The 23872-nt window shown below is 70.4% G+C and carries 20 protein-coding genes and 1 pseudogene; 14 read left to right on the forward strand and 7 right to left on the reverse strand.

Features of this window, described 5'->3' with window-relative positions; genetic code table 11:
* Positions 1–177 precede the first annotated feature (177 nt).
* Positions 178–2439, reverse strand: coding sequence for an ATP-dependent RecD-like DNA helicase (locus tag RBJ65_RS16450; RefSeq protein WP_306320461.1), 2262 nt, complete (start codon positions 2437–2439; stop codon positions 178–180).
* Between the two features lie 59 nt (positions 2440–2498).
* Positions 2499–3074 carry a hypothetical protein gene (locus RBJ65_RS16455; protein WP_306320460.1) on the reverse strand — a complete coding sequence of 192 codons (576 nt, stop codon included), beginning with the start codon at positions 3072–3074 and terminating at the stop codon, positions 2499–2501.
* Between the two features lie 381 nt (positions 3075–3455).
* On the opposite strand from RBJ65_RS16455, the gene RBJ65_RS16460 reads away from it, so the two are divergent.
* From RBJ65_RS16460 to rbsD, 5 genes are read left to right on the forward strand one after another with little or no spacing between them, the layout of a single operon-like run.
* Complete coding sequence (locus RBJ65_RS16460) at positions 3456–4484, forward strand: LacI family DNA-binding transcriptional regulator (RefSeq protein ID WP_306320459.1); 1029 nt, start codon at positions 3456–3458, stop codon at positions 4482–4484.
* Positions 4481–6028, forward strand: coding sequence for a sugar ABC transporter ATP-binding protein (locus tag RBJ65_RS16465; protein WP_306320458.1), 1548 nt, complete (start codon positions 4481–4483; stop codon positions 6026–6028). Before RBJ65_RS16460 ends, RBJ65_RS16465 begins: the two co-directional genes overlap by 4 nt.
* Complete coding sequence (locus tag RBJ65_RS16470; RefSeq protein ID WP_372341325.1) at positions 6009–7982, forward strand: substrate-binding domain-containing protein; 1974 nt, start codon at positions 6009–6011, stop codon at positions 7980–7982. The genes RBJ65_RS16465 and RBJ65_RS16470 overlap by 20 nt, the downstream gene beginning before the upstream one ends.
* Before the next feature lie 58 nt (positions 7983–8040).
* Entirely contained in the window at positions 8041–8940 is a 900-nt protein-coding gene (gene rbsK, locus RBJ65_RS16475; protein ID WP_306320457.1) for a ribokinase, read from the forward strand.
* A complete protein-coding gene (gene rbsD, locus RBJ65_RS16480; RefSeq protein WP_306320456.1) occupies positions 8937–9326 on the forward strand; it encodes a D-ribose pyranase in 390 nt (129 codons plus the stop codon). The genes rbsK and rbsD overlap by 4 nt, the downstream gene beginning before the upstream one ends.
* 179 nt (positions 9327–9505) lie before the next feature.
* On the opposite strand, the gene RBJ65_RS16485 is transcribed toward rbsD, so the two are convergent.
* Genes RBJ65_RS16485 through RBJ65_RS16495 form a run of 3 tightly spaced genes read right to left on the reverse strand, consistent with a single transcriptional unit; the run spans position 9506 to position 12647 of the window.
* A complete protein-coding gene (locus RBJ65_RS16485; protein ID WP_306320455.1) occupies positions 9506–10342 on the reverse strand; it encodes a sugar phosphate isomerase/epimerase in 837 nt (278 codons plus the stop codon).
* Positions 10339–11493, reverse strand: coding sequence for a dihydrodipicolinate synthase family protein (locus RBJ65_RS16490; protein ID WP_306320454.1), 1155 nt, complete (start codon positions 11491–11493; stop codon positions 10339–10341). Before RBJ65_RS16490 ends, RBJ65_RS16485 begins: the two co-directional genes overlap by 4 nt.
* On the reverse strand, positions 11490–12647 hold the full coding sequence (locus RBJ65_RS16495; protein WP_306320453.1) for a Gfo/Idh/MocA family protein: 1158 nt from the start codon (positions 12645–12647) through the stop codon (positions 11490–11492). The genes RBJ65_RS16490 and RBJ65_RS16495 overlap by 4 nt, the downstream gene beginning before the upstream one ends.
* Positions 12648–12869: 222 nt before the next feature.
* Between RBJ65_RS16495 and RBJ65_RS16500 the strand changes: the two genes are divergently transcribed.
* The 5 genes from RBJ65_RS16500 (at position 12870) to RBJ65_RS16520 (ending at position 17643) form a co-directional block, all read left to right on the forward strand.
* Positions 12870–13919 (forward strand): LacI family DNA-binding transcriptional regulator, encoded by a 1050-nt coding sequence (locus RBJ65_RS16500; RefSeq protein WP_306320452.1) that lies wholly within the window; start codon positions 12870–12872, stop codon positions 13917–13919.
* A 344-nt stretch (positions 13920–14263) separates the two neighbouring features.
* Entirely contained in the window at positions 14264–14560 is a 297-nt protein-coding gene (locus RBJ65_RS16505) for a hypothetical protein (RefSeq protein WP_306320451.1), read from the forward strand.
* Positions 14560–15852, forward strand: coding sequence for a hypothetical protein (locus tag RBJ65_RS16510; protein WP_306320450.1), 1293 nt, complete (start codon positions 14560–14562; stop codon positions 15850–15852). Before RBJ65_RS16505 ends, RBJ65_RS16510 begins: the two co-directional genes overlap by 1 nt.
* A gap of 45 nt (positions 15853–15897) precedes the next feature.
* Positions 15898–16839 carry a hypothetical protein gene (locus tag RBJ65_RS16515; protein WP_306320449.1) on the forward strand — a complete coding sequence of 314 codons (942 nt, stop codon included), beginning with the start codon at positions 15898–15900 and terminating at the stop codon, positions 16837–16839.
* Between the two features lie 30 nt (positions 16840–16869).
* Positions 16870–17643, forward strand: a complete 774-nt coding sequence (locus tag RBJ65_RS16520; protein ID WP_306320448.1) for a hypothetical protein — start codon at positions 16870–16872, stop codon at positions 17641–17643.
* Positions 17644–17678: 35 nt separating this feature from the next.
* Here RBJ65_RS16520 and RBJ65_RS16525 read toward each other — a convergent pair whose 3' ends face one another.
* Positions 17679–18923, reverse strand: a complete 1245-nt coding sequence (locus tag RBJ65_RS16525; RefSeq protein WP_306320447.1) for a transposase — start codon at positions 18921–18923, stop codon at positions 17679–17681.
* Positions 18924–19601: 678 nt separating this feature from the next.
* On the opposite strand from RBJ65_RS16525, the gene RBJ65_RS16530 reads away from it, so the two are divergent.
* The 4 genes from RBJ65_RS16530 (at position 19602) to RBJ65_RS16545 (ending at position 22819) form a co-directional block, all read left to right on the forward strand.
* On the forward strand, positions 19602–20552 hold the full coding sequence (locus tag RBJ65_RS16530) for a radical SAM protein (RefSeq protein ID WP_306320446.1): 951 nt from the start codon (positions 19602–19604) through the stop codon (positions 20550–20552).
* Between the two features lie 27 nt (positions 20553–20579).
* On the forward strand, positions 20580–20927 hold the full coding sequence (locus RBJ65_RS16535) for a hypothetical protein (RefSeq protein ID WP_306320445.1): 348 nt from the start codon (positions 20580–20582) through the stop codon (positions 20925–20927).
* Between the two features lie 138 nt (positions 20928–21065).
* Positions 21066–22001, forward strand: a complete 936-nt coding sequence (locus RBJ65_RS16540) for a bifunctional helix-turn-helix transcriptional regulator/GNAT family N-acetyltransferase (protein WP_306320444.1) — start codon at positions 21066–21068, stop codon at positions 21999–22001.
* 17 nt (positions 22002–22018) lie between these two features.
* Complete coding sequence (locus tag RBJ65_RS16545) at positions 22019–22819, forward strand: sugar phosphate isomerase/epimerase (RefSeq protein WP_306320443.1); 801 nt, start codon at positions 22019–22021, stop codon at positions 22817–22819.
* A 124-nt stretch (positions 22820–22943) separates the two neighbouring features.
* Here the strand turns inward: RBJ65_RS16545 and RBJ65_RS16550 are convergent.
* Positions 22944–23798, reverse strand: a pseudogene (locus RBJ65_RS16550) (EamA family transporter); the annotation flags it as partial.
* Positions 23799–23872 lie beyond the last annotated feature (74 nt).

Consider the following 23872-nt stretch of genomic DNA (forward strand, 5'->3'; position numbering starts at 1 on the left):
GTGCCTCTTCTTCGAGGTGCCCTGACTGTCTCTACCTTCCCCCACTTGGCCCAGCAGAGTGCACTCGGGGTCGACCATTGGGCTCATTGGCGGCACTCAGTGCCGCCAACTTGCTCATCCTGCCCCCTTCGCCCTGGTTCCGGAAGTGGTTGTGACCTTCGCGACTCGTCTGATCGATCAAATCTTTTGAACTGCGGCGCCGGACAACCGGAAATCAAGGGCAGTACACCGCCTACCGGCCGAAATCGTACGCACCGCCTGGCCGATCGCCCTGCGCGAACCGACCAGCACGACCAGCTTCTTGGCACGCGTGACCGCCGTATAGAGGAGATTGCGCTGGAGCATCATCCAGGCGCCGGTCGTGACGGGGATCACCACACACGGGTACTCGCTGCCCTGGGAGCGGTGGATGGTGACGGCGTAGGCGTGGGCCAGCTCGTCGAGCTCGTCGAAGTCGTAGGGGACCTCTTCGTCCTCGTCGGTCAGGACGGTGAGCTTCTGCTCCTCCGCGTCCAGGGCCGTGACGACGCCGACCGTGCCGTTGAAGACGCCGTTCTCGCCCTTCTCGTAGTTGTTCCGGATCTGCGTGACCTTGTCGCCCACCCGGAAGACGCGGCCGCCGAAGCGCTTCTCCGGGACGTCCGGGCGGCCGGGGGTGATGGCCTGCTGGAGCAGGCCGTTGAGGTTTCCGGCGCCCGCCGGGCCGCGGTGCATGGGCGCGAGCACCTGGACGTCGCGCCGCGGATCGAGGCCGAACTTGGCGGGGACCCGGCGGGCCGCGACGTCGACGGTGAGCCGGCCGGCCTCCTCGGTGTCGTCCTCGACGAAGAGGAAGAAGTCCTTCAGGCCCGAAGTGAGCGGATGCTGCCCGGAGTTGATGCGGTGGGCGTTCGTGACGACCCCGGACTCCTGGGCCTGCCGGAAGATCCGCGTGAGCCGCACGGCCGGAATCGGGCTCTCCTCGGCCAGCATGTCGCGCAGCACCTCGCCCGCCCCCACGCTCGGCAGCTGGTCGACGTCCCCCACGAACAGCAGATGCGCCCCGGGCGGCACCGCCTTCGCCAGCTTGTTGGCGAGCAGCAGGTCCAGCATGGAGGCCTCGTCGACCACGACGAGGTCGGCGTCGAGCGGCCGGTCCTTGTCGTACGCGGCGTCCCCGCCGGGCTTGAGTTCGAGGAGGCGGTGGACGGTCGAGGCCTCCGCGCCCGTGAGCTCGGCGAGGCGCTTGGCGGCGCGGCCGGTGGGCGCGGCGAGCACGACCTTGGCGCGCTTGGCGCGGGCCAGCTCCACGACGGACCGTACGGTGAACGACTTTCCGCAGCCGGGGCCGCCGGTGAGCACGGCCACCTTCTCGCTGAGCGCGAGCTTGACGGCCTCCTCCTGCTCGGGCGCGAGCTGCGCGCCCGTACGGTCGGCGAGCCAGGCGAGCGCCTTGTCCCACGCGACGTCCCGGAAGGCGGGCATCCGGTCCTCCTCCGTGCGCAGCAGCCTCGACAGCTGGGCGGAGAGGGAGAGTTCGGCACGGTGGAAGGGGACCAGGTAGATCGCGGTGACCGGCTCCCCGTCCTCGCCCGGCACCTTCTCGCGTACCACGCCCACCTCGCCCGAGTCCTCGTCGGGCAGGGCGAGTTCGGCCAGGCACTCGATGACGAGCCCGGTGTCGACCTGGAGCAGCTTCACGGCGTCGGCGATCAGCCGCTCCTCCGGGAGGAAGCAGTTTCCCTGGTCGGTGGCCTGTGAGAGGGCGTACTGGAGGCCGGCCTTGACGCGCTCGGGGCTGTCGTGCGGGATGCCGACGGACTGGGCGATGCGGTCGGCGGTGAGGAAGCCGATGCCCCAGACGTCGGCGGCGAGGCGGTACGGCTGGTTCTTCACGACGGAGATGGAGGCGTCGCCGAACTTCTTGTAGATGCGGACGGCGATGGAGGTGGACACGTCGACGCTCTGGAGGAAGACCATCACTTCCTTGATCGCCTTCTGTTCCTCCCAGGCGTCGGCGATCTTCTTCGTCCGCTTCGGGCCGAGGCCCGGCACCTCGATGAGGCGCTTCGGCTCCTGCTCGATGATGTCGAGGGTGTCGAGCCCGAAGTGCTGGGTGATGCGGTCGGCGAAGACGGGGCCGATGCCCTTGACGAGCCCGGATCCGAGGTAGCGGCGGATGCCCTGGATCGTGGCGGGGAGCATCGTCCGGTAGTTCTCGACCGTGAACTGCTTGCCGTACTGGGGATGGGATCCCCAACGGCCCTCCATCCGCAGGGATTCGCCGACCTGCGCGCCGAGCAGCGCGCCGACGACCGTCAGCAGATCTCCGGCGCCTCTGCCGGTGTCGACCCGGCCGACGGTGTATCCCGTCTCCTCGTTGGCGTACGTGATCCGCTCGAGGACACCCTCGAGCCGGGCCATGGGCCGCGCTCCGGCGGCCGCCTGCTCCTTCGCCATGATCCGACGTTAGCGGCCCCCTCTGACAGTGCGGGAGCCCTGGTGCCGGGCCGGCGTCCTCACACCCCGCCCATCGGCTCCGGGTCGACCCGCATCGGCGTTCCCCACACCCGTACGACCTCGTAGTCGGTGAACTCGTGGACCAGGCGGTACGCCATCGCCGCGTCCGGGCGGCGGCGCTGGGCCGCGAGGTAGAGCTCCGCCTCGCGGCGGTCGTGGCGGGGGGTGCCGCACAGCTGCCACACCTGCCCGTTCCACATCTCCGGGATCCAGCGCTGCTGGGGCTGCGGGCGGTCCTCGCGGGTGCCGTAGCGGGAGAGGACGGGGCCGCCGTCCGCGGTGGCGTGGGGGGCGGGGGCGCCGGAGATCTGGGAGCGGCGGGCCTTGCGGCGGCGGGTCTCGCAGAACAGGCACAGGTCCGGGGCGGATTCCTCGACCGGGCCGTACGGGTGTTCCTTGCAGCGGGTCGTCGGCTTCTCGCCGGAGACGGCGTCGTCGAGCTGGTCGAGGGCGCGGGTGAGGTCGCCGCGGATCTCGTGCAGTACGTCGTCCGGGGTGTCGCCGGTGAGTTTCTCGCCGTGTTCGCCGAGTACGCGGAGGGCGCGGCCGAGTGCGGTGAGCTGCGCGTGATTCACGGTCGTGGGCTCCGTCTCCGTATCCGTTGCGGTGGGGCGCTCCCCACGATCGCACGCGGCGCTGACAATCCGGTTCGGCCTGCGCCGTGGTTCCGGCCACGGGGCTCCGCCCCGGACCCCGCTCCTCAAGCGCCGGAGGGGCTGGACTGCCGGCCCTTGCCGCCGATCAGGGCCAGTTGGGCCGTCAAGCCCGGTTCGGCCCATCAAGCCCCTGCGGCGCTTGAGCAGCGGGGGCCGGGGCAGAGCCCCGTGGCCGGAACCACATCCGCCGCGCCCATCACGATCGCGTCACGACCATCTCCCACCTCTTGCCACACCCCCGTGTAATCGATTCCAATCCCTCATGTAATCGATTCCACGCAGCCACAAGGAGGTGGCGCGATGGCGAGTATCAAGGATGTCGCGGCCGCGGCGGGGGTCTCCGTCGCCACGGTCTCCCGGGTCCTGAACAGTCATCCGTCCGTCAGCCCGGACGCCCGCGCACGCGTGGCCGCCGCCGTGGAATCGCTCGGCTACCGGCCCAACGCCGTGGCCCGGTCCCTGCGCACCGCGCAGACGCGGACGCTCGGGCTCGTCATCAGTGACGTGCTGAACCCGTACTTCGGGGAGCTCGCCCGCTCCGTCGAGGAGGAGGCCCGCGGGCTCGGCTACAGCGTGATCATCGGGAACGCCGACGAACGGCCCGAGCTGCAGGACCACCACGTACGGACCCTGCTCGACCGGCGGATCGATGGGCTGCTCGTGTCCCCCACCGACGGCGCCTCGCCGCTGATGCTGGACGCCGCCCGCGCCGGTACCCCCATGGTCTTCGTCGACCGGTGGATCCCGGGCGTCGACGTCCCCGTCGTGCGCTCCGACGGGCGCGGCGCCGTGCGCGACCTCGTCGCCCACCTGCACGCGCTCGGCCACCGGCGGCTCGCGATCATCGCGGGGCCCGCCGTCACCACGACCGGCAGCGAGCGCGTCGACGCCTTCCGGGAGGCCCTCGCCTCGTACGAGATCGAGCTGCCGGACGCCTACATAGGGCAGGGCGACTTCCAGGCCGACAGCGGGCGGCGCGTGACCGAGGCGTTCCTCGATCTCCCCGAGCCGCCCGACGTCGTGTTCGCCGCCGACAACCTCATGGCCCTCGGCGCCCTCGACGCCATCCGCGCGCGCGGGCTCCGCGTCCCGCGCGACATCGCCGTCGCCGCGTTCGACGACATCCCGTGGTTCGTGCACACCGATCCGCCGATCACGGCGATCGCCCAGCCGACCAAGGACCTCGGCCGGGCCGCCGTGCGCGCCCTGGTCGACCGCATCGAGGGGCGGGTGCCCGAGTCGGTCGCCCTCCCCGCCCACCTCGTCGTACGGCGCTCCTGCGGCGAACCCCCACAGACGCCCACCTCAATGGAGAGGAGCAACGCATGAGCAGCTCAAGCGAGTTGCTGCGTATCGAAGGAATACGGAAGACCTTCCCCGGCGTGGTCGCGCTCGACAGCGTCGACTTCGATCTGCGCCGCGGGGAGGTGCACGTCCTGCTCGGTGAGAACGGGGCCGGCAAGAGCACGCTGATCAAGATGCTCTCCGGCGCCTACACGCCCGACGAGGGCCGCATCACCGTAGGCGGCGAGCAGGTCCGTATCCACGGCGCGCAGGACGCCGAACGGCTCGGCATCGCGACGATCTATCAGGAGTTCAATCTCGTTCCCGATCTGACCGTCGCCGAGAACATCTTCCTGGGGCGGCAGCCGCGGCGGTTCGGGCTCGTCGACCGGAAGAAGATGGAGAGCGACGCCGAGGCGCTCCTCGCGCGCGTGGGCGTGAACGTGTCGCCACGCGCGCGTGTACGCGAACTGGGCATCGCCCGGCTCCAGATGGTCGAGATCGCGAAGGCGCTCAGCCTCGACGCGCGCGTGCTCATCATGGACGAGCCGACCGCCGTGCTCACCTCCGAGGAGGTCGAGAAGCTGTTCGCGATCGTGCGGCAGCTGCGTGCGGACGGTGTCGGGGTTGTTTTTATTACGCATCACCTTGAGGAGATCGCTGCCCTCGGTGACCGGGTGACCGTCATCCGCGACGGGCGGAGTGTGGGTCAGGTGCCCGCCTCCACCCCGGAGGACGAGCTCGTACGCCTCATGGTCGGCCGCTCCATCGACCAGCAGTACCCGCGCGAGCGCCCGGACTCCGCCACCCAGGGCACCGGCAGCGCGCTGCTGAAGGTCGAAGGGCTGACCCGGGACGGCGTCTTCCACGACGTCGGCTTCGAGGTGCGGGCCGGGGAGGTCGTCGGCATCGCCGGGCTCGTCGGGGCGGGACGTACCGAGGTCGTACGGGCCGTCTTCGGGGCCGATCCGTACGACAAGGGGTCGGTGGAGGTCGCGGGCACCGCGCTCCCCCGGCACGACGTCATCGCCGCCATGGCCGCGGGCGTCGGGCTCGTCCCCGAGGACCGCAAGGGGCAGGGGCTCGTACTCGACCAGTCGGTGGAGGAGAACCTCGGGCTCGTCACCCTGCGGGCCGCCACCCGTGCCGGGTTCGTGGACCGACAGGGGCAGCACACCGCGGCCGAGCGGATCGCGAAGCAACTCGGCGTCCGGATGGCCGGGTTGGGGCAGCACGTGCGCACCCTCTCCGGCGGCAACCAGCAGAAGGTCGTCATCGGCAAGTGGCTGCTCGCCGACATCAAGGTGCTGATCCTCGACGAGCCGACGCGCGGCATCGACGTCGGCGCGAAGGTCGAGATCTACCAGCTCATCAACGAGCTGACGGCCGCGGGGCACGCCGTGCTCATGATCTCCAGTGATCTCCCCGAAGTCCTCGGCATGAGCGACCGGGTCCTTGTGATGGCGCAGGGACGCATCGCCGGTGAACTCGCCGCCGAGGACGCCACGCAGGACTCCGTGATGGCCCTCGCCGTCAGCAACACCCCGACCCTCGAGGAGGAGGGCTCCCGTGACCTCGACAAGCACTGACACGCTCAAGAACGGCAAGGCCGGCACCCAGGCCAAGAACGGCGGGGGCCTGCTGAGACTGCTCCTCGACAACGGCGCGCTCACCGCGCTCGTCGTCCTGGTCATCGCCATGTCGCTGATGTCCGGCGACTTCCTGACCACCCAGAACCTGCTGAACGTCGGCGTGCAGGCGGCCGTCACCGCGATCCTCGCGTTCGGCGTCACCTTCGTCATCGTCTCGGCGGGCATCGACCTGTCGGTGGGTTCGGTGGCCGCGCTGTCCGCGACCGTCCTCGCGTGGGCGGCCACGAGCGAGGGCGTGCCGGTCGCGATAGCCGTGCTGCTCGCCGTCGTCACGGGTATCGCCTGCGGCTTCGTCAACGGCCTGCTCATCTCGTACGGGAAGCTGCCGCCGTTCATCGCGACGCTGGCGATGCTGTCGGTGGGGCGCGGGCTCTCGCTCGTCATCTCGCAGGGGTCGCCGATTCCGTTCCCCGATTCCGTGTCCAAGCTGGGTGACACGCTCGGGGGCTGGCTGCCGGTGCCGGTCATCGTGATGGTCGTCATCGGGATCGTCACCGCGGTGATCCTCGGGCGTACGTTCATCGGGCGGTCCATGTACGCGATCGGCGGCAACGAGGAGGCCGCCCGGCTCTCCGGCCTGCGCGTCAAGCGGCAGAAGCTCGTCATCTACGGTCTGTCCGGGCTGTTCGCCGCCGTCGCGGGCATCGTGCTCGCCTCCCGGCTCGCCTCCGCGCAGCCGCAGGCCGCGAACGGCTATGAGCTGGACGCCATCGCCGCCGTCGTCATCGGCGGCGCCTCGCTCGCCGGTGGTACGGGCAAGGCGTCGGGCACGTTCATCGGCGCGCTGATCCTCGCCGTGCTCCGCAACGGCCTCAACCTCCTTTCGGTGTCCGCCTTCTGGCAGCAGGTCGTCATCGGCGTCGTCATCGCGCTCGCCGTGCTCCTCGACACCGCGCGCCGCAAGGCGGGCGCTCAGCCGGCCGCCGCGGGAGCGGGTGCCGGGACCGGTGGTCCCAAGCAGCGGATGCAGTACGTGATCGCGGCCGTCGTCGCCATCGCGATCGTCGGCGGGCTCGCCGTGTGGAACAACACCGGGGGCTCCGGCGGCAAGAAGGACCTGAAGCTCGGCATGGCCGTCTCCACGCTCAACAACCCGTTCTTCACGGAGATGCGGGCGGGCGCCCAGGCCGAGGCGAAGAAGCAGGGCGTCGAGCTGACCGTCACCGACGCGCAGAACGACGCCTCGCAGCAGGCCAACCAGCTGCAGAACTTCACGAGCGAGGGCATGAGCGCCATGATCGTGAACCCGGTCGACTCCGACGCCGTCGGCCCGTCCGTGCGCACCGCCAACGACGCCGACATCCCGGTCGTCGCCGCCGACCGCGGCGTCAACAAGGCGAAGGCCGCGACCCTCGTCGCCTCCGACAACGTCGCGGGCGGCAAGAAGGCCGCGAAGATCATGGCGGACAAGCTGGGCGGCAAGGGCAAGATCGCGGTGCTCCAGGGGCAGGCCGGTACGTCCGCCAGCCGTGAGCGCGGCGCCGGTTTCGCCGCCGGGATGAAGAACTACCCCGGCATCAAGGTCGTCGCCAAGCAGCCCGCGGACTTCGACCGCACCAAGGGCCTGGACGTCATGACGAACATGCTCCAGTCGCACCCCGACGTCGACGGCGTCTTCGCCGAGAACGACGAGATGGCGCTCGGCGCGATCAAGGCGCTCGGCTCCAAGGCCGGCAAGTCCGTCCCCGTCATCGGCTTCGACGGCACCCCCGACGGCTTCAAGGCCGTCAAGGCGGGCACGCTGTACGCCTCCGTGGCCCAGCAGCCGCGCGAGCTCGGGAAGATGGCCGTGCAGAACGCGATCAAGGCGGCGAAGGACGACAAGATCTCCTCGGCCGTGAAGGTGCCGGTGAAGGTCGTCACGGCGAAGAACGTCGCCGACTTCAAGTGACGGGACGCGGAGCCACGCACTCGTACCCTTTGCCGTGACGTACGAAGAAAGGCACAGCATGAACACGTACGACCTCCTTGTCGTGGGGTCGGCCAATGCCGACCTGGTGGTGGGCGTCGACCGGCGGCCCGGCGCGGGCGAGACCGTTCTCGGCTCCGACCTGACGACCCATCCCGGCGGCAAGGGCGCCAACCAGGCGGTCGCCGCCGCCCGGTTGGGGGCGCGTACGGCGCTGCTCGCGCGGGTCGGCGACGACGGGCACGGCAGGCTGCTGCGCGAGTCGATGGAGGCGGCGGGCGTGGACACGTCCGGCGTGCTGGTCGGCGGGGCGCCCACGGGCGTCGCGCTGATCACCGTCGACCCGACGGGGGACAACTCGATCGTGGTCTCGCCGGGCGCCAACGGGCGGCTCACGCCCGCGGACGTACGGGCGGCGGGCGAGCTGTTCGCGGGCGCGCGCGTCGTCTCGATGATGCTGGAGATCCCCCTGGAGACGGTCGCCGAGGTGGCCCGCTCGCTCTCCGAGGGCGCCCGCCTCGTCCTCAACCCCTCGCCGCCCGCCCCGCTCCCCGACGAGGTGCTCGCGGCCTGCGACCCGCTGATCGTCAACGAGCACGAGGCGAAGGTCATCGCGGGCGAGGAGCTGGGCGGCGACGCCGAGGACTGGGCGCGCCACCTGCTCTCCCTCGGCCCGCGCTCGGTCGTGATCACGCTCGGCGCGGACGGCGCGCTCGTCGCGGACGCGGCGGGCTCGCGGCGGGTGCCCGCGGTCAAGGTGAAGGCCGTCGACACGACCGGCGCCGGTGACGCGTTCACGGCGGCGCTCGCGTGGCGGCTCGGCACCGGTGAGTCGCTCGCCGAGGCCGCCGCCTACGCCGCGAAGGTCGGCGCCGCCGCGGTGACGAAGGAGGGCGCGCAGGCGTCGTACCCGAGCGCGGAGGAGGTCGCGTCGCTGTGAAGAAGGCCGGGATACTCAACCGTCATCTGGCGGGCGCCCTCGCCGAGTTGGGGCACGGCGACGGGGTGCTCGTGTGCGACGCGGGCATGCCGATCCCGGCGGGGCCGCGCGTCGTGGACCTCGCCTTCCGGGCCGGGGTGCCGTCGTTCGCGGAGGTCCTCGACGGGCTGCTCGACGAGCTGGTCGTGGAGGCCTCGACGGCGGCCCGCGAGGTCAAGGACGCCAACCCGGACACCGCCGAACTGCTGGCCGACCGCCTGTCGCCGCTCGGGTTCGTCACGCACGAGGAGCTGAAGGCGCTGTCCTCGACGGCGCGGCTCGTCGTGCGGACGGGAGAGGCGCGCCCGTACGCGAACGTACTGCTGCGCTGCGGGGTCTTCTTCTGACCGACGGGACGGACGGTACGGAAAGTGCTGCGAGGGGCCCGGTCCGCTGACCGGGCCCCTCGGGCTCTCCCCCTCCTGCGCCGGAACCCCCGATCCCCCCAGATCCCCCTCCCAGGTGTTCCGACATCAGGTACGACACCCGGGCCGCGCGGAGGGTTGTACGGGGCCGCGAAGAAAACTCAGGCGGCGTGCTTCGTGAACCGCTCGGCCGTCTCGGCCAGCACCTCGCGCCCGTCGCGGGCCCACAGTCCGTCGTTGAACAGCTCGACCTCGATGGGCCCCGTGTAGCCCTGCGCCTCGACGAGGCCGCGCCAGTACCGCATGTCGATCGCGCCGTCGCCGATCTGCCCGCGCCCATTGAGCACGCCCTCGGGCAACGGCGTTGTCCAGTCGGCGAGTTGGAACGTCGCGATGCGCCCCTGGGCCCCGGCCCGCGCGATCTGCGCGGGCGCCTGGTCGTCCCACCAGATGTGGTACGTGTCCACGCAGACGCCGACCTGCTCCGCCGGGAAGCGCTCCGCGATGTCCAGGGCCTGCGCCAGCGTGGAGACCACGCAGCGGTCGGAGGCGTACATCGGGTGCAGCGGCTCGATCGCCAGGCGCACACCGCGCTCGGCGGCGTACGGGGCCAGCTCGACGAGCGCGTCACCGATGCGTTCGCGGGCTCCCGGCAGATCGTACGAACCGGCCGGGAGGCCGCCCGAGACGAGCACCAGGACGTCGGTGCCGAGGGTCACGCACTCGTCGACAGCGCGCTTGTTGTCCTCGACCGCCGCCGCCCGCTCGGCCGCGTCGACCGCGGTGAGGAAGCCGCCGCGGCAGTGCGTGGTGACGTTCAGGCCGCCTGCGCGCAGCAGCTTCGCCGCGGCCTCGACGCCGTACTCCTGGACGGGCGCACGCCACGTACCGAGGTGCTGGACACCCAACTCGTGGCAGGCGTCGACGAGTTCGGGGAGGCTGAGCTGCTTCACGGTCATCTGGTTGATGGAGAAGCGCGGATCCGCCGTGAAGGTCATGACGTCACTCCGTACAGGGCGAGCAGGTTCTTCATCCGGGCCTCGGCCAGCTCGGGCTTCGGGAACAGGCCCAGCTGGTCGGCGAGTTCGTAGGCGCGCGCGAAGTGCGGCAGCGAGCGCGCGGACTGGAGGCCGCCGACCATCGTGAAGTGGTCCTGGTGGCCGGAGAGCCACGCGAGGAAGACGACACCGGTCTTGTAGAAGCGGGTCGGCGCCTGGAAGAGGTGGCGCGACAACTCCACGGTCGGGTCGAGGAGTTGACGGAATCCTTCGACGTCGCCCGTGTCGAGGGTGCGCACCGCCTTCGCGGCGAGCGGGCCCAGCGGGTCGAAGATGCCGAGCAGCGCGTGCGAGAAGCCGCGCTCGTCGCCCGCGATCAGCTCCGGGTAGTTGAAGTCGTCGCCGGTGTAGCAGCGCACGCCGTTCGGGAGGCGGCGCCGGATGTCGACCTCGCGCCGCGCTTCGAGGAGCGAGACCTTGATGCCGTCGACCTTGTCGGAGTGCGCCTTGATGATCTCTACGAAGGTGTCGGTGGCGGCGTCCAGGTCGGACGAGCCCCAATACCCTTCGAGCGCCGGGTCGAACATCGGGCCGAGCCAGTGCAGGATGACGGGCTCGGAGGCCTGGCGGAGCAGGTGCCCGTACACATCGGCGTAGTCCTGCGGGGACTTGGCCGCCGCGGCGAGCGCGCGCGATGCCATGAGGATGACCTGCGCGCCCGCCTCCTCGGCGACCGCGAGCTGCTCCTCGTACGCCCTTCGCACCTCCTCAAGCGACGCCCCGGGCGCGATCTGGTCGGTGCCGACGCCGACCGCGATCAGCCCGCCGACCGACTTGGCCTCGGCGGCCGAGCGCCGGATCAGCTCGGCGGCGCCCGCCCAGTCCAGGCCCATGCCGCGCTGCGCGGTGTCCATGGCCTCCGCGACGCCGAGGCCGTGCGACCACAGGTGGCGGCGGAAGGCGAGGGTGGCGTCCCAGTCGACGGCGGCCGGGGAGTCCGGGGTGGTGTCGGCGAACGGGTCGGCGACGACGTGCGCCGCCGAGTACACGACACGGGACGCGAGCGGGGCGCCGGTGTCGAAGGCTAGGGGGGTGGCGCGCGGCTCGTACGCCTTCAACTCGCCATTGGTGGAGGGTAGATGGAGGGTCACAGCGAGATCTCCGGAACGTCGAGGCGGCGGCCCTCCGCCGAGGACTTCAGGCCCAGCTCGGCCATCTGCACGCCGCGCGCGCCGGCCAGCAGGTCCCAGTGGTAGTCGGCACCGGCGTACACGTGCTTGAGGAACAGCTCCCACTGGACCTTGAAGCCGTTGTCGAACTCGGTGTTGTCCGGCACCTCCTGCCACTGGTCGCGGAAGGAGTACGTCGCCGGGAGGTCCGGGTTCCAGACCGGCTTCGGCGTCGAACTGCGGTGCTGGACACGGCAGTTGCGCAGTCCGGCGACGGCGGAGCCCTCGGTGCCGTCGACCTGGAACTCGACCAGCTCGTCACGGTTGACGCGCACGTCCCAGCTGGAGTTGATCTGCGCGACGATGCCGCCATCGATCTGGAAGATGCCGTACGCGGAGTCGTCGGCGGTGGCCTCGTAGGGCTTGCCGTGCTCGTCCCAGCGGGTCGGGATGTGGGTGGAGGCGAGGGCGTTGACCGAGGTCACGCGGCCGAACAGCTCGTGGAGGACGTACTCCCAGTGCGGGAACATGTCGACGACGATGCCGCCGCCGTCCTCGGCGCGGTAGTTCCAGGACGGCCGCTGGGCCTCCTGCCAGTCGCCCTCGAAGACCCAGTACCCGAACTCGCCTCGTACGGACAGGATCCGCCCGAAGAAGCCGCCGTCGATGAGCCGCTTGAGCTTCAGCAGCCCCGGCAGGAACAGCTTGTCCTGTACGACACCCGACTTGACGCCCGCCTCGCGCGCGAGCCGCGCCAGTTCGATGGCGCCGTCCAGGCCGGTGGCGGTCGGCTTCTCGGTGTAGATGTGCTTTCCGGCGGCGATGGCCTTCTTGAGGAAGTCCTCGCGGGTGTGGGTCATCGCGGCGTCGAAGAAGATGTCGACGCTGTCGTCCGCGAGGACGGCGTCCACATCTGTGGAGATATTGGCCGGGTCCAGGCCGTGCTTCTCGGCGAGCGCCTTCAGGGCGTGCTCGCGGCGCCCGACGAGGATCGGCTCCGGCCACAGCACGTCGCCGTCGCCGAGGTCGAGGCCGCCCTGCTCGCGGATGGCGAGGATGGAGCGGACGAGGTGCTGGCGGTAGCCCATGCGCCCCGTCACACCGTTCATGGCGATGCGCACCGTCTTGCGTGTCACGTGAGTCCCTTCCTCCGGCCGGCGGCGTGCTCGGCATACGTGAAACAGCGCCGCCGACGTGTTCGACCCGTCGTAGCAAGCGCTTTCTACCCAAGGAGAAGCTAGCCTCTGCACAGCCGCTCCGACAAGAGCGGACACCAGGCGGACGGCAGCGGATGCCAAGCGGATGCCAAGCGGATCCAAGCGGATGCCAAGAGCGGATACCAGCCGGAGGAAGACTCGATGACCGTGACCCTGGCGGACGTGGCCGCCCGCGCGCAGGTGTCCCCCGCCACCGTCTCGCGCGTCCTGAACGGGAACTACCCCGTCGCCGCGAGCACGCGCGAGCGGGTGCTCAAGGCCGTGGACGACCTCGACTACGTGCTCAACGGCCCGGCAAGCGCCCTCGCCGCCGCCACATCCGACCTGGTCGGGGTCCTGGTCAACGACATCGCCGACCCGTTCTTCGGGATCATGGCCTCCGCCGTGCAGTCGGAGATCGTGGGCCCTGGCGGCCGGGCGGGCGGCGAACGCCTCGCGGTGGTCTGCAACACGGGCGGCGAACCGGAACGCGAGCTCACGTACCTGACGCTGCTTCAGCGCCAGCGCGCGGCGGCGGTCGTCCTCACGGGTGGCGCGATCGAGAACCAGGCCCATGTCACGGCCGTGGCCGGCAAGTTGCGGCGGCTCGCGGAGGCCGGGACGCGGGTGGTGCTGTGCGGCAGGCCGCCGGTGCCGGACACCGACGCGGTGGCGCTGACCTTCGACAACCGGCGCGGGGCCCGGGAGTTGACGGAGCATCTGCTCACGCTCGGGCACCGCAGGATCGGCTACGTCGCCGGGCCCGAGGAGCGCACGACGACCCGCCACCGCCTTGAGGGCCACCGCTCAGCCCTTGCCGCGGCCGGGGTGGGCGAGTCGGACGGCCTGGTGGCGCACGGCTCGTACGACCGCGCGTCGGGCTACGAGGCGACCACCGAACTCCTGCGCAGGTCACCGGAGTTGACGGCCGTCGTCGCGGCGAACGACTCGGTGGCGCTCGGCGCGTGCGCGGCGCTGCGGGAGGCGGGCCTGCGCATCCCGGAGGACGTCTCCGTGGTCGGCTTCGACGACCTCCCCTTCAGCGTCGACGCGGCGCCGCCCCTGACGACGTTCCGCCTCCCGCTGGCCGAGGCGGCCGCGCGGGCGGGGCGGATCGCGATGGGGCGGGAGGCGGCGCCGGCGGGGCGGGTCGTGAAGGTGAGCGGGGAGTTGGTGGTGCGGGGGTCGACGGGGGTGCCGCGGGGGGTGTGACCGGGTGGGGTGGTTGCGGTGGGGTGGTTGCGTTGCGGTGGGGTGTTCGGGTGGGGCGGAGGCGTGGTTGCGGACTCGGGGCTCTGCCCCGGGCCCCGCGCCTCAATCGCCGGCGGGGCTTGAAGAGGGCTGGCGGGGCTTGCAGGGGGCTGGCGGGGCTTGACCCGGCGGGAGTGGCTTGACCTGCGTCTTTACAGGTCCTCCGTCATTGAGGAGCCGCGGTCTCATTACGGCGACCTGCCGTGACTCTCCGCCACCACTGACGTACCGTCGTACCTCGGTCTCCAATCTGCATAGAGATACCGCCAGTTCAATCGAGCCACATGCATCCACGGGGGTGGGCCATGGCCGGCGACGCCGACCTGATCGTGAACAAAGAGCTCCTGTCCAAGACGGAGAAGCTCCTCAGCACCATCCACCGGGATCTGAAGGACATCAACGGCCGCGCCGACGACATGCGGGAGCACTGGGGCGCCGGCGAGATCACCGACGCCATGGACGAGTTCGCGGACAACTGGGACAACTACCGGCGCGAACTGATCTCGCACGTCGAGTCGGTCGGCAAGATGGTCGGCAAGACCGTCGACGGATTCACCGGACTCGACAACGAGCTGGCCAACCCGAAGGGCGGCAAGAAGTAGTGAGCGCAGGTTCGAGGACGCGGCCCCGGGACTGGACCCCACTCCGCGACTCCGACCCGGTCCCCGGCGACGCCGAGGAGATCCGCGACGAAGTCCGGCACATGACCCGGCTCGCCGAACAGCTCCGCGAGCAGTCCAAGCTCCTCCAGGGCATCAGCAACGACAACGAGCTGCGCGGCAAGTACGCCAACCGCCTCCGCAGCGAGGGCGGCGACCTGCAGAAGAAGCTCGGCGAGGTCGCGGGCCGCTACGAGCGGGTGCACGGCCACCTGTCCGGCTGGGCGAACGCCCTGGAGGACTTCCAGTCCGAGGCCGACCGCATCCTGCGCCGCGCGAAGGAGAAGCAGCAGGAGGTCGAGGCCGACCAGAAGAAGAAGGAGCACGCGGGTTCCGGGGGCGGCAAGGACGGCGGGCCGACGCCAACGCCGTCCCCCTCCCCCAGCGGCGTCGAGGACGATCCGATGCTGGAGTTCCACCGGCAGCTCATGGCCGTCGAGTCCGACCGGGACGAGCGCGCGCGGTACTTCGGCGACCGGATCAAGGACGAGCTGGACGACGTCCTTGAGGACAGCACCTGGGAGAACATCAAGGACTGGACGCACGAGCACGCGGACCTGTTCAAGTCCATCGGCGACGTCCTGAGCAACATCACGGCCGTGCTCGGCGTACTCGCCATCATCACCATGCCGTTCCCGCCGCTCGGCGTGATCTTCGGTGCGTTGGCGTTGGCCGGGAGCGCGCTCACGCTGGGCGCGCAGCTGATGGCGAAGGCCGGTGGGGCGGATGTGGGGTGGGGCACCATCGGGCTGACCGCGGTGGGGCTGATTCCGGGTATCGGAGCGTTCGGCAAGGGGGCGAAGTTCGCTTCCATGGCCAAGGCGGGGAAGTCCGCTTCAGCGCTCGGCAAGGGCTTCAAGACGGTGAAACTGACCGGCCAGAAGAACCTGTTCGCCATGGGCGGCCTGGCCGGCAAGGTCGAAGGCGGCGTCGGACTCGTCGGCCGGAAGCTCGTGCTCGGCGGAACGTTCGGCAAGGGCGCCGGTATGGCCGTCCACGAGAGCAGCACGGCCATGTCCAAGCTCGGCGCGGTCGTCGGCGCCGGATATCACGAAGGCCAGATGCTCGGAACGAAGGGCGCCAACATGCTCTTCGGCAAGGGCGGCGAAATCATCGACCCCATGTCCGATGCCGGTCGGGTCATGGACGCGAGCTTCAAGATGGCCCCCAAGATGATCAACCCTGTGACCGAAGGTGTGCAGAACCTGGGCGACCAGTTCGGGCTCACCAGCTAACAGGCAGTCCCCGTCCAGCGATTCTGAGCAGCAGAAAGGCCTCCCATGTGGTCCCCACCCGAGGGTGAACAGATCCTCGCCCGTGACCGGATCTCCTTTGCCTCGGGCGCCGCTCGCCCGGTCAAGGGGATGCGGTGGTTCCGCGACCCGTACGGCCGGGACATCCAGGCCGAGCTCCCCGGGTGGCCCGCCGGACCGGTCTTCGAGCATCAGGACAAGCCCGACCGGAGTGCCCGCGCTGTGGGCGGTGGGTTCTTCAAGACGGCCGCCGCCGCCACGATGGGCGTGATCGCCGCGGCGGGCGGGGCGGTGGCCGGCTCGCTGGCCGGCCAGTCCACCATCACGTCGCAGCCGCAGGATCCCGCCACCGAAGTCGATGACTTCCCCGTGCTGTGCGGACCGGTCGGCAGCATCGCCGCCACTCTCCCCTGGCAGCTGGACCCCGGCCGCTGGCACCACGCCCAGCCCGCCGCCAAGGAACCGGTGGTCCACTGCCACAGCGTCATCACCGACCGGCGCTTCCTGATCACCGAGATCCCCGACGGTGACCTGAACCGCGAGCGCGTCCTCTGGGAGATCGACAAGTCGCACATCTCCGCGGCCGGACAGTGTCCGTACAGCGAATACGTCCAGGACTTCAAGGTCATCTTCAGTGACGGGTCCTGGGCCAGGTTCGCCACGCCGAAGGACGACTCCGCCTCCGGGCATCAGTCCATCGCCCTGACCGGCCAGCTGCTCCCTGAAGGCGCCGTACCGTCCGCGGTCCGCAAGTCCCTCGCGGAATACCTGACGGCCCAGAACAAGTACGCGCCCGAACCGTGGACGGGCGAGGCCAACTTCTTCGCGCTTCCGGGCGGTGTCTACGCCGTCGTCGCCCTGGGCCCCGGCCCGGTCAGCGCCGCTGACGGCAGGGAGTGCAACACGACGATCATGGATGAGCTCGGCGAGTCGGTCGTCCACGGCGAAGCCACCTTCCCTCTCACCTGACCCCACCCGACGAAAGCCAACTCCCCGGCCATGTCCCCCACAAGCAAACCCGACCACCCACCCGTCGCCTTCCTCGTCCCCGAGGGCTTCTACGACCTCCCGATCAGCGAGTCGCCCGAGCAACTCATGGCGCTGGCCGAGGACATGGTCCGCGAGCTGTACTCCGAGGGCGACGAATCGCTCTGGGAACCCGCCGCGGCGCACTACGCGGCCATGGGCCAGCTCATGACCGCGACCGGCTTCGAGTACGCGGGACTCGGACTGTTCGGCACCGCGGAGGACGACCCGGACAGCGGGAACCGGAGCGTCGCCCAGTGCTCGCTCACCATCGCCGTCCACGAGAACGACCAGCCCAACGCGAAGATGGCCGCGGAGGGTCTGTACCGGCTGCACCGCGAGGACCCGTTCAACGACGTGCGCTGGATGGACCTGCCGTGCGGCCCGGCGGTCGTGTGCTGCACGCTGCGCGGGTACCGGATCCCCGAGGACATCCGTGAACGGGTCGCCGCCCAGGGCGAGCAGCTCCCCGACGACGGCGAGATGCAGATGGGCCAGGTCCAGGTCCATGTGCCGTTCGCCGGCGCCCCGTTCACCCTCGTGATCACCCTGGACACCGGGGCCATGGGGTATTGGAACGAGTTCTGCAACATGGTGATCGCGATCCTGAACTCCATCACCTTCACGCCCGAGGACTACGAGGCGATCGAGGCGGAGGCCGAAGCGGCGGAGGAAGCGCAGGCACAGGTACCGGCGCAGCCACAGCCACAGCCGGCCCAGCCCACGGAGGTACGACAGCAGTGTTGAATCCTCCCCTCCCTGAAGGGAAGGGGATTCCTGGCTCAGGCTGCCTCGGGGAACTGCGTTCCCAGAGGTCTTCCACCATCGTCACCAGCCGGGAGGAGACCAGCCCGGAGCAGCATCACGCGTGCGGAGTTCTTGTCCCTGGGGGACTCCGCACCGCATGAGCCGCACGTGTAGATGCGTTCACCCAGCGGCAGTGCGTGCTTGGCTCTCGCTTCGCACTGCGCGCAGTCCATCGTGGTGTACGCGGTATGCACCAGGCGGATGTCCCGCCGGTGCTTGCGGCCCATCTCCAGCAGGGCCTGCTTGGTGGCGCCGATGGCGGCGTCCGCGGCCTTCCTGGCCATGGTGGTCTTTGCGAGAAACTTCGGGCGGAAGTCCTCCACCGCGATCGCGTCGTGGTCGCGCACGACCTTCTTCGCCCACTTGCGTCCGGCGTCCTGGCGCTGACGGGCGACCTTCCTGTGAGCCCTGGCGCGCTGCCGCTTCGCCTGCCGGTAGCCCTTCGAGGCGGCCTGGCCCTTCTTGGGTTTGCGGCGAGCCATCATCCGGTCATAGCGGCACAGTTTCGTCTGCGCCTTCCTGCCGTGTTCGGGATGCGGCAGGTCATGGGCGTCGCTGGTGGTGGTCGCGGTCTCCCGAACCCCCCAGTCCACCCCCAGCACCCGGCCGCCCGTGGGTAGCGGCTCGATCGGGGCGGGGACGACGAAGGAGCAGTACCAGTGCCCCAGGCTGTCCTGGTAGACACGGACCGACGACGGATCGGCCGGCAGTTCGCGCGACCACACCACGGTCAGCGTGATGCCGCCCGCCAGCTGAAGGCGCCCCTCCTTCAAACGGAAGCCGCGCCGGGTGTAGTTCAGCGAACACCGCGTCTCCCGCTTGCACTTGAACTGCGGCATGCCCGCCCGCTGCCCAACGGGCAGATGCTCGCGGATGTCCTTGAGCGCCTTGGCCCGCGCCCGGCCGAAGTCCCGGATGATCTGCTGCTGCGGCACCGTGGAGCCCGCGCGCAGCCACGGCGTCACGCGGCGTGCCTGGGTGAGCATCCGGTCAAGGCCCGCCGGGCCACACATCGCCTTCTCCTGCGGGTGCGCCATGTTGTGCTCGTGGACGGCGCGCACCTTGGCCACGCACTCGTTCCACACCCAGCGACAGCGGTCCCACTCCGCCGCCAGCGCCCCAGACGCCGTGGCTGAGACGCGCAGCCGGTAGGTGTACCGGGCCTGCCCCGCGCCACCCGCCTCCGCCCCGGCGTCCGTTTCCACCGCCCGTACCGCCACATCCCCGCCCTCCCCCGAGTCTGCGAATCCCGAGCGCCCTGTTTGCCTCTGTCCCGCCGGGCGACCGTACCCGCGCCCTCCACCGGCCCGCAGGACACTTCCCTGCGATCACCCCCAACAGCGAACCTGTGCACGCGTGTTCACATTCCCGGCTCCGCCCGGACAGCCGTGGGCGCTCCGCGCCCCGAGGAGCGCGGTACAGCGACGCGCCGCGTCGCTAACCTGAGACGCGATTCCTCCCCGGCGTGAACGCCGGGGCCTCCTCGCAAGACACCAGGTGAACATGTACGCCGACACATTCGCCACGCTGGCCGATATGGCGGTCTACGGCCAGAAGGCCCGTGCGCTGATCGTCAGGGCCCTCGACTCGCTCGTGTAGTCCGCGCGCAATCCGGAGCAATCCGCTGGGAGTTGAAGACCCCGCGTTCCTAGCGTGGTCGAGAACGGACCACGCGAGGGGACTGCGCCGATGACAGCGAAGACCAAGGCACCCGCAACTGACGCGATCGACGGGGACGTTGGGTACGTCACGTTCACCGAGAGCAGTCCCGACTGCGAGAAGTGCGGAAAGTTGATCAACCCTCTCGACCCCGCGCGCCGGATCGACCGGCAAGGGGGCGGCGAACCGGAAGTCGTGTACTGGCACAACTTCTGTTTCCGCCAGGTAAGGCCCCGGTCGTGACCACCTTCGCGGATGGGTACGGCCCTCATTCCCGTGAAGCGAAGCCCGCCCGGAACCGACTGGAATTCGCGTGGCTGGAGATTACGGGACTCTGCAACGAGTTCTGTGACCACTGCTACGCCGACTCCTCCCCAAAGGGAACGCACGGCACGATGACCGTGGACAACTGGAAGCGGGTACTTGACCAGTTGGCAGCTCTGGGCGCCGGTGACGTCTCGTTCATCGGCGGAGAACCGACCCTGCACCCGCACCTTGCGGAGCTGATCGCGCACGCCCACGGGGCCGGTCTGGGCATCGAGGTGTTCTCGAACCTGACCTGCGTCAGCACTCTCCTATGGGAGACGTTCAAGGCGTACGGGGTCAAACTCGCCACGTCGTACTACTCGGATACGGCCGCCGACCACGACCAGGTGACCCGGCTCCGGGGTTCGCACAAGCGGACCCGCGAGAACATCGCCAAGGCGCTCGGTTCGGGTATCCCCCTGCGAGGCGGAGTCGTCGCCGTGAACCAGGGCCAGCGCGTCGAAGCGGCAGCAAAGGATCTCTTGGCACTCGGTGTGGAAACCGTCGGCGGAGACCGGACGCGGGCGTTCGGACGGGCCGGTCAGGGGTCCGCGCCGACCGTCGAGGATCTGTGCGGGCACTGCGCCCACGAGAAGTGCGCCATCGGCCCGACCGGCGACGTGTGGCCGTGCGTGCTGGGACGGTTCCTCCCTCTGGGGAACGTACTGGAACTGCCACTCGCCGACATCTGGGGCGGTGCTCAGAAGGCACGGGTGACGGCCGAGATCACCGCTGTGCACGGAGAGGGGGCGCAGTCGTGCACGCCTCCGCAGTTCCTGCCCATGTGCGGGCCGTGCTCTCCCTGTGTCCCCTCTGTGGGGCACTGCGACCCAAGGGAGGCAGACGCGGCGGCGGAGACGGCTACGCTCGGCCCACCCGCCTGACCCGCCGAGACCACTGGGAGTGCGCACATGCACGATCACGGCGACGACTTCGGCCCGTGGGACACGGACGGCAACGCCAGTGCCCCGCGGCGCACCGATGAGGAATGGGCGGCCATCGCCCGGTACATCAGGCACGCCGCGAACAAGGTTGGCCCTGAACTTCCGCTGTGCCTTCCTGGCGAGCCCCAGCAGTGCGGGCGGACCGCTCAGCAGCATGTCCTGGCGTGGGCAGCGCACCTGAAAGCGGCGGCCCACCACCTGATCGAGCGGGCCGCCCCCAGCAGGGAGCGGGGCACTCACGCCGCCGGTCCCTTGTACCAGCGGCAGTTGGCCGAGCTGCGGGAGCACAGCGCCCGTTCGCACGTCCAGCAGTGACCCGTACCGGTTCCCGGCCCGCATGGGGACCGCCGAAGGCCAGCACGTGGACGCACCCCCACCCCCGGCGTACTGTGGGCAGCGCCCCAAACCTCTGACTGAGTCAAGCGTCCGAGCCGCGAGGTAGGTGGATGTGCAATGACCGTGCACGACATCCGGTCCTTCAACCGCTTCTATACGAACGTCATCGGCGCGCTCGACTACAGCCGCCACCTGTACGCCCCGTACACCCTCACCGAGTCCCGCGTGCTGTACGAGCTGGCACACACGGAGAAGGTGGATGCCGCCGATCTGCGGCAGCGGCTGAGCCTGGACGCCGGGTACTTGAGCCGGATTCTCAACAAGTTCGAGCGGGACGGGCTCGTCGAGCGCGGTTCGTCCGAGCGGGACTCGCGGCGCCGTCGCATCACGCTCACCGCGCGCGGGCGCACCACGTCCGAGCTGCTGGAGGAGCGTTCGCGGGAAACCGTCGGCGCGCTCCTCGCCGCCGTGCCCGCCGCCGACCGCGCCCGCCTGTCCGAGGCGCTGCGCACCGTGCGCGAGGTGCTCGGCGACGGCCGCGCGGCCCCGCACCCCGAGAACGTACTGCTGCGCGAGCCGGGGCCCGGCGACCTCGGCTGGATCGTGGCGCGCAACGCGGCGCTGTACGCCGCCGAGTTCGGCTGGAACACCGACTACGAGGGCCTTGTCGCGCGGATCGTCGCCGACTTCGCCGAGGATCACGACCCGCACCTGGAGCGGGTGTGGATCGCCGAGTTGGACGGGCGTCCCGTGGGGTGCGTGATGTGCGTACGGGACGAGGCTCCGGGCACGGCCCGGTTGCGGCTGCTGCTCGTGGAGCCGGAGGCGCGGGGGCTCGGCATCGGGGACCGGCTGGTGCGGGCGTGCGTCGACTTCGCGCGCGGGGTCGGGTACCGGGAGATGGTGCTGTGGACGAACGATGTCCTGAAGTCGGCCCGGTCCATTTACCAGCGGCACGGGTTCGTGCTCGTCGGTGAGAAGCCGCACCGGTCCTTCGGCGCCGATCTCATCGGACAGGACTGGAAACTGGGCCTGCATAGGACGGCGGACTGAAAGGTAGGGTCCGCCCCATGAAGCTGGCGTTCTCCACCCTCGGTGTCCCCGGTCTCCCCCTCGACGACGTCCTCGCCCTCGCCAACGCGCACGGCTATCACGGCGTGGAACTGCGCGCCCACCCCGAGGAGCCGGTGCACCCGGGTCTCGGCCGGGAGCAACGGGCCGACGTCGCCGCCCAGTTCAAGAAGTCCGGGGTGGAGGTCCTCGGCGTGGCCGGGTACGCGCGCGTGGCCGCGCCCGGCGACGACGGGACCGTGCTCGACGAGGTGCGCGCGCTGGTCGACCTCGCGCGCGACCTGGGGGCTCCGTACGTACGCGTCTTCCCCGGCGGAGGCGAGGAGCAGGGGCCCGAGGAGGCGGACGCGACGGCCGCGCGGCGGTTGGGAGTTGCCGCCGAGTACGCCGCCGATCGGGGCGTACGGGTGTTGCTGGAGACGCACGACTCGCATCGCACCGGGGCGGCGGCGTCCCGCATCCTCGGCCTCGTCGGGCACCGGAACGTGGGCGCGCTGTGGGACGTGATGCACACGTGGCTCGGCGGCGAGCAGCCCTTCTCGTCGTACGCGGCGCTGTCCCCCTACCTCGGATACGTACAGGTCAAGGACATCGCCGGGGCCGAGGACAAGACGCCGATCGGGCTCGGGGCGGGGGTGCTGCCGCTCGGGGAGTGCGTGGAGGTGCTCAGTCGGGAGGGCTGGGACGGGTGGCTGTGCTGGGAGTACGAGGCGCGGTGGTATCCGGATGCGGAAGCGTTGCCGGGGTTGCTGGAGGCGGGGCGGGAGCACCTTGCGCGGCTGCTGACCGAGTCGGCGTAGCCGGTACACGTCGTCCGTTCCCACGCCTCGGGGCTCCGCCCCGGACCCCGCTGCTCAATCGCCGCAGGGGCTTGATGGGGCCGGCCCAATCCAGCCCCGCCGGCGTTTGAGGCGCGGGGTCCGGGGCGGAGCCCCGTGACGTCAAGGTGACTCCGCCGACCAACAAAATCGCCGCACACCACTTCAGCGCACTCATCGGCTCCCCCAGGAACACCGCCGCCGCCGACATCCCGAACACCGGCACCAGCAACGAGTACGGCGCCACCGTCGACGCGTCATAGCGGCGCAGCAACCGGCTCCACGCCGTGAAGCCGAAGAGTGTCGTGACCACGGCTACGTAGACGATCGCCCCGGCACCCGGAAGGTCGAGCGCGGCCAGCGCTTCGGCGTCGCGCGTCGGGCCCTCGAACACCAACGACAGCGCGAGCAGCGGGAGTACCGGAACCGCGCTCGACCACACCATGAACGCGAAGGGCGCGGGCGGCGACGCCTTGCGGGTGAGGACGTTCGACACGCCCCAGAAGGCCGCCGCGACCAGGACGAGCCCGAACGCGCCCAGCGGGCCCGAGCCGCCGCCCTCCTCGACCGCCGCGACCGCGATGCCGGACAGTGCCACCACCATGCCCAACACCCGTACGGGACCCGGGCGTTCGCGCAGGAACGCGAACGCGAGGAGCGCCGTGAAGACCGCCTGGGCCTGGAGGACCAGGGAGGACAGGCCGGCCGGCATCCCCACGTTCATGCCGACGAAGAGCAGCCCGAACTTGCCGACGCCGAGCGCGAGCCCCACCCCCACCACCCAGCGCCATGCCACCCTCGGCCGCCCCACGAGGAAGATCGCGGGCAGCGCCGCGAGCAGGAAGCGCAGGGCGCAGAAGAGCAGGGGCGGGAAGTGGTCGAGGCCGATGTCGATGACGACGAAGTTCACGCCCCACAGGGCGGCGACGAGGACCGCGAGGGCGGTGTGCGCGGGTTTCATGCGTCGAGGATCACCGGCGGCGACCCTTTAGCACCAGCGATGATTGCTGCATGGTTGGATGAAGCAGCGCTACA

Origin of the sequence: Streptomyces sp. KL109B, from assembly GCF_030766935.1 — a bacterium.
Taxonomy (GTDB): domain Bacteria; phylum Actinomycetota; class Actinomycetes; order Streptomycetales; family Streptomycetaceae; genus Streptomyces.

What these genes read in the sequence shown, in the direction of transcription:
- RBJ65_RS16450 (WP_306320461.1), bottom strand. Translation starts at nt 2,439, where the DNA reads ATGGCGAAGGAGCAGGCGGCCGCCGGAGCGCGGCCCATGGCCCGGCTC.
- RBJ65_RS16460 (WP_306320459.1), top strand. Translation starts at nt 3,456, where the DNA reads ATGGCGAGTATCAAGGATGTCGCGGCCGCGGCGGGGGTCTCCGTCGCC.
- RBJ65_RS16465 (WP_306320458.1), top strand. Translation starts at nt 4,481, where the DNA reads ATGAGCAGCTCAAGCGAGTTGCTGCGTATCGAAGGAATACGGAAGACC.
- rbsK (WP_306320457.1), top strand. Translation starts at nt 8,041, where the DNA reads ATGAACACGTACGACCTCCTTGTCGTGGGGTCGGCCAATGCCGACCTG.
- RBJ65_RS16485 (WP_306320455.1), bottom strand. Translation starts at nt 10,342, where the DNA reads ATGACCTTCACGGCGGATCCGCGCTTCTCCATCAACCAGATGACCGTG.
- RBJ65_RS16500 (WP_306320452.1), top strand. Translation starts at nt 12,870, where the DNA reads ATGACCGTGACCCTGGCGGACGTGGCCGCCCGCGCGCAGGTGTCCCCC.
- RBJ65_RS16505 (WP_306320451.1), top strand. Translation starts at nt 14,264, where the DNA reads ATGGCCGGCGACGCCGACCTGATCGTGAACAAAGAGCTCCTGTCCAAG.
- RBJ65_RS16515 (WP_306320449.1), top strand. Translation starts at nt 15,898, where the DNA reads ATGTGGTCCCCACCCGAGGGTGAACAGATCCTCGCCCGTGACCGGATC.
- RBJ65_RS16520 (WP_306320448.1), top strand. Translation starts at nt 16,870, where the DNA reads ATGTCCCCCACAAGCAAACCCGACCACCCACCCGTCGCCTTCCTCGTC.
- RBJ65_RS16535 (WP_306320445.1), top strand. Translation starts at nt 20,580, where the DNA reads ATGCACGATCACGGCGACGACTTCGGCCCGTGGGACACGGACGGCAAC.
- RBJ65_RS16540 (WP_306320444.1), top strand. Translation starts at nt 21,066, where the DNA reads ATGACCGTGCACGACATCCGGTCCTTCAACCGCTTCTATACGAACGTC.
- RBJ65_RS16545 (WP_306320443.1), top strand. Translation starts at nt 22,019, where the DNA reads ATGAAGCTGGCGTTCTCCACCCTCGGTGTCCCCGGTCTCCCCCTCGAC.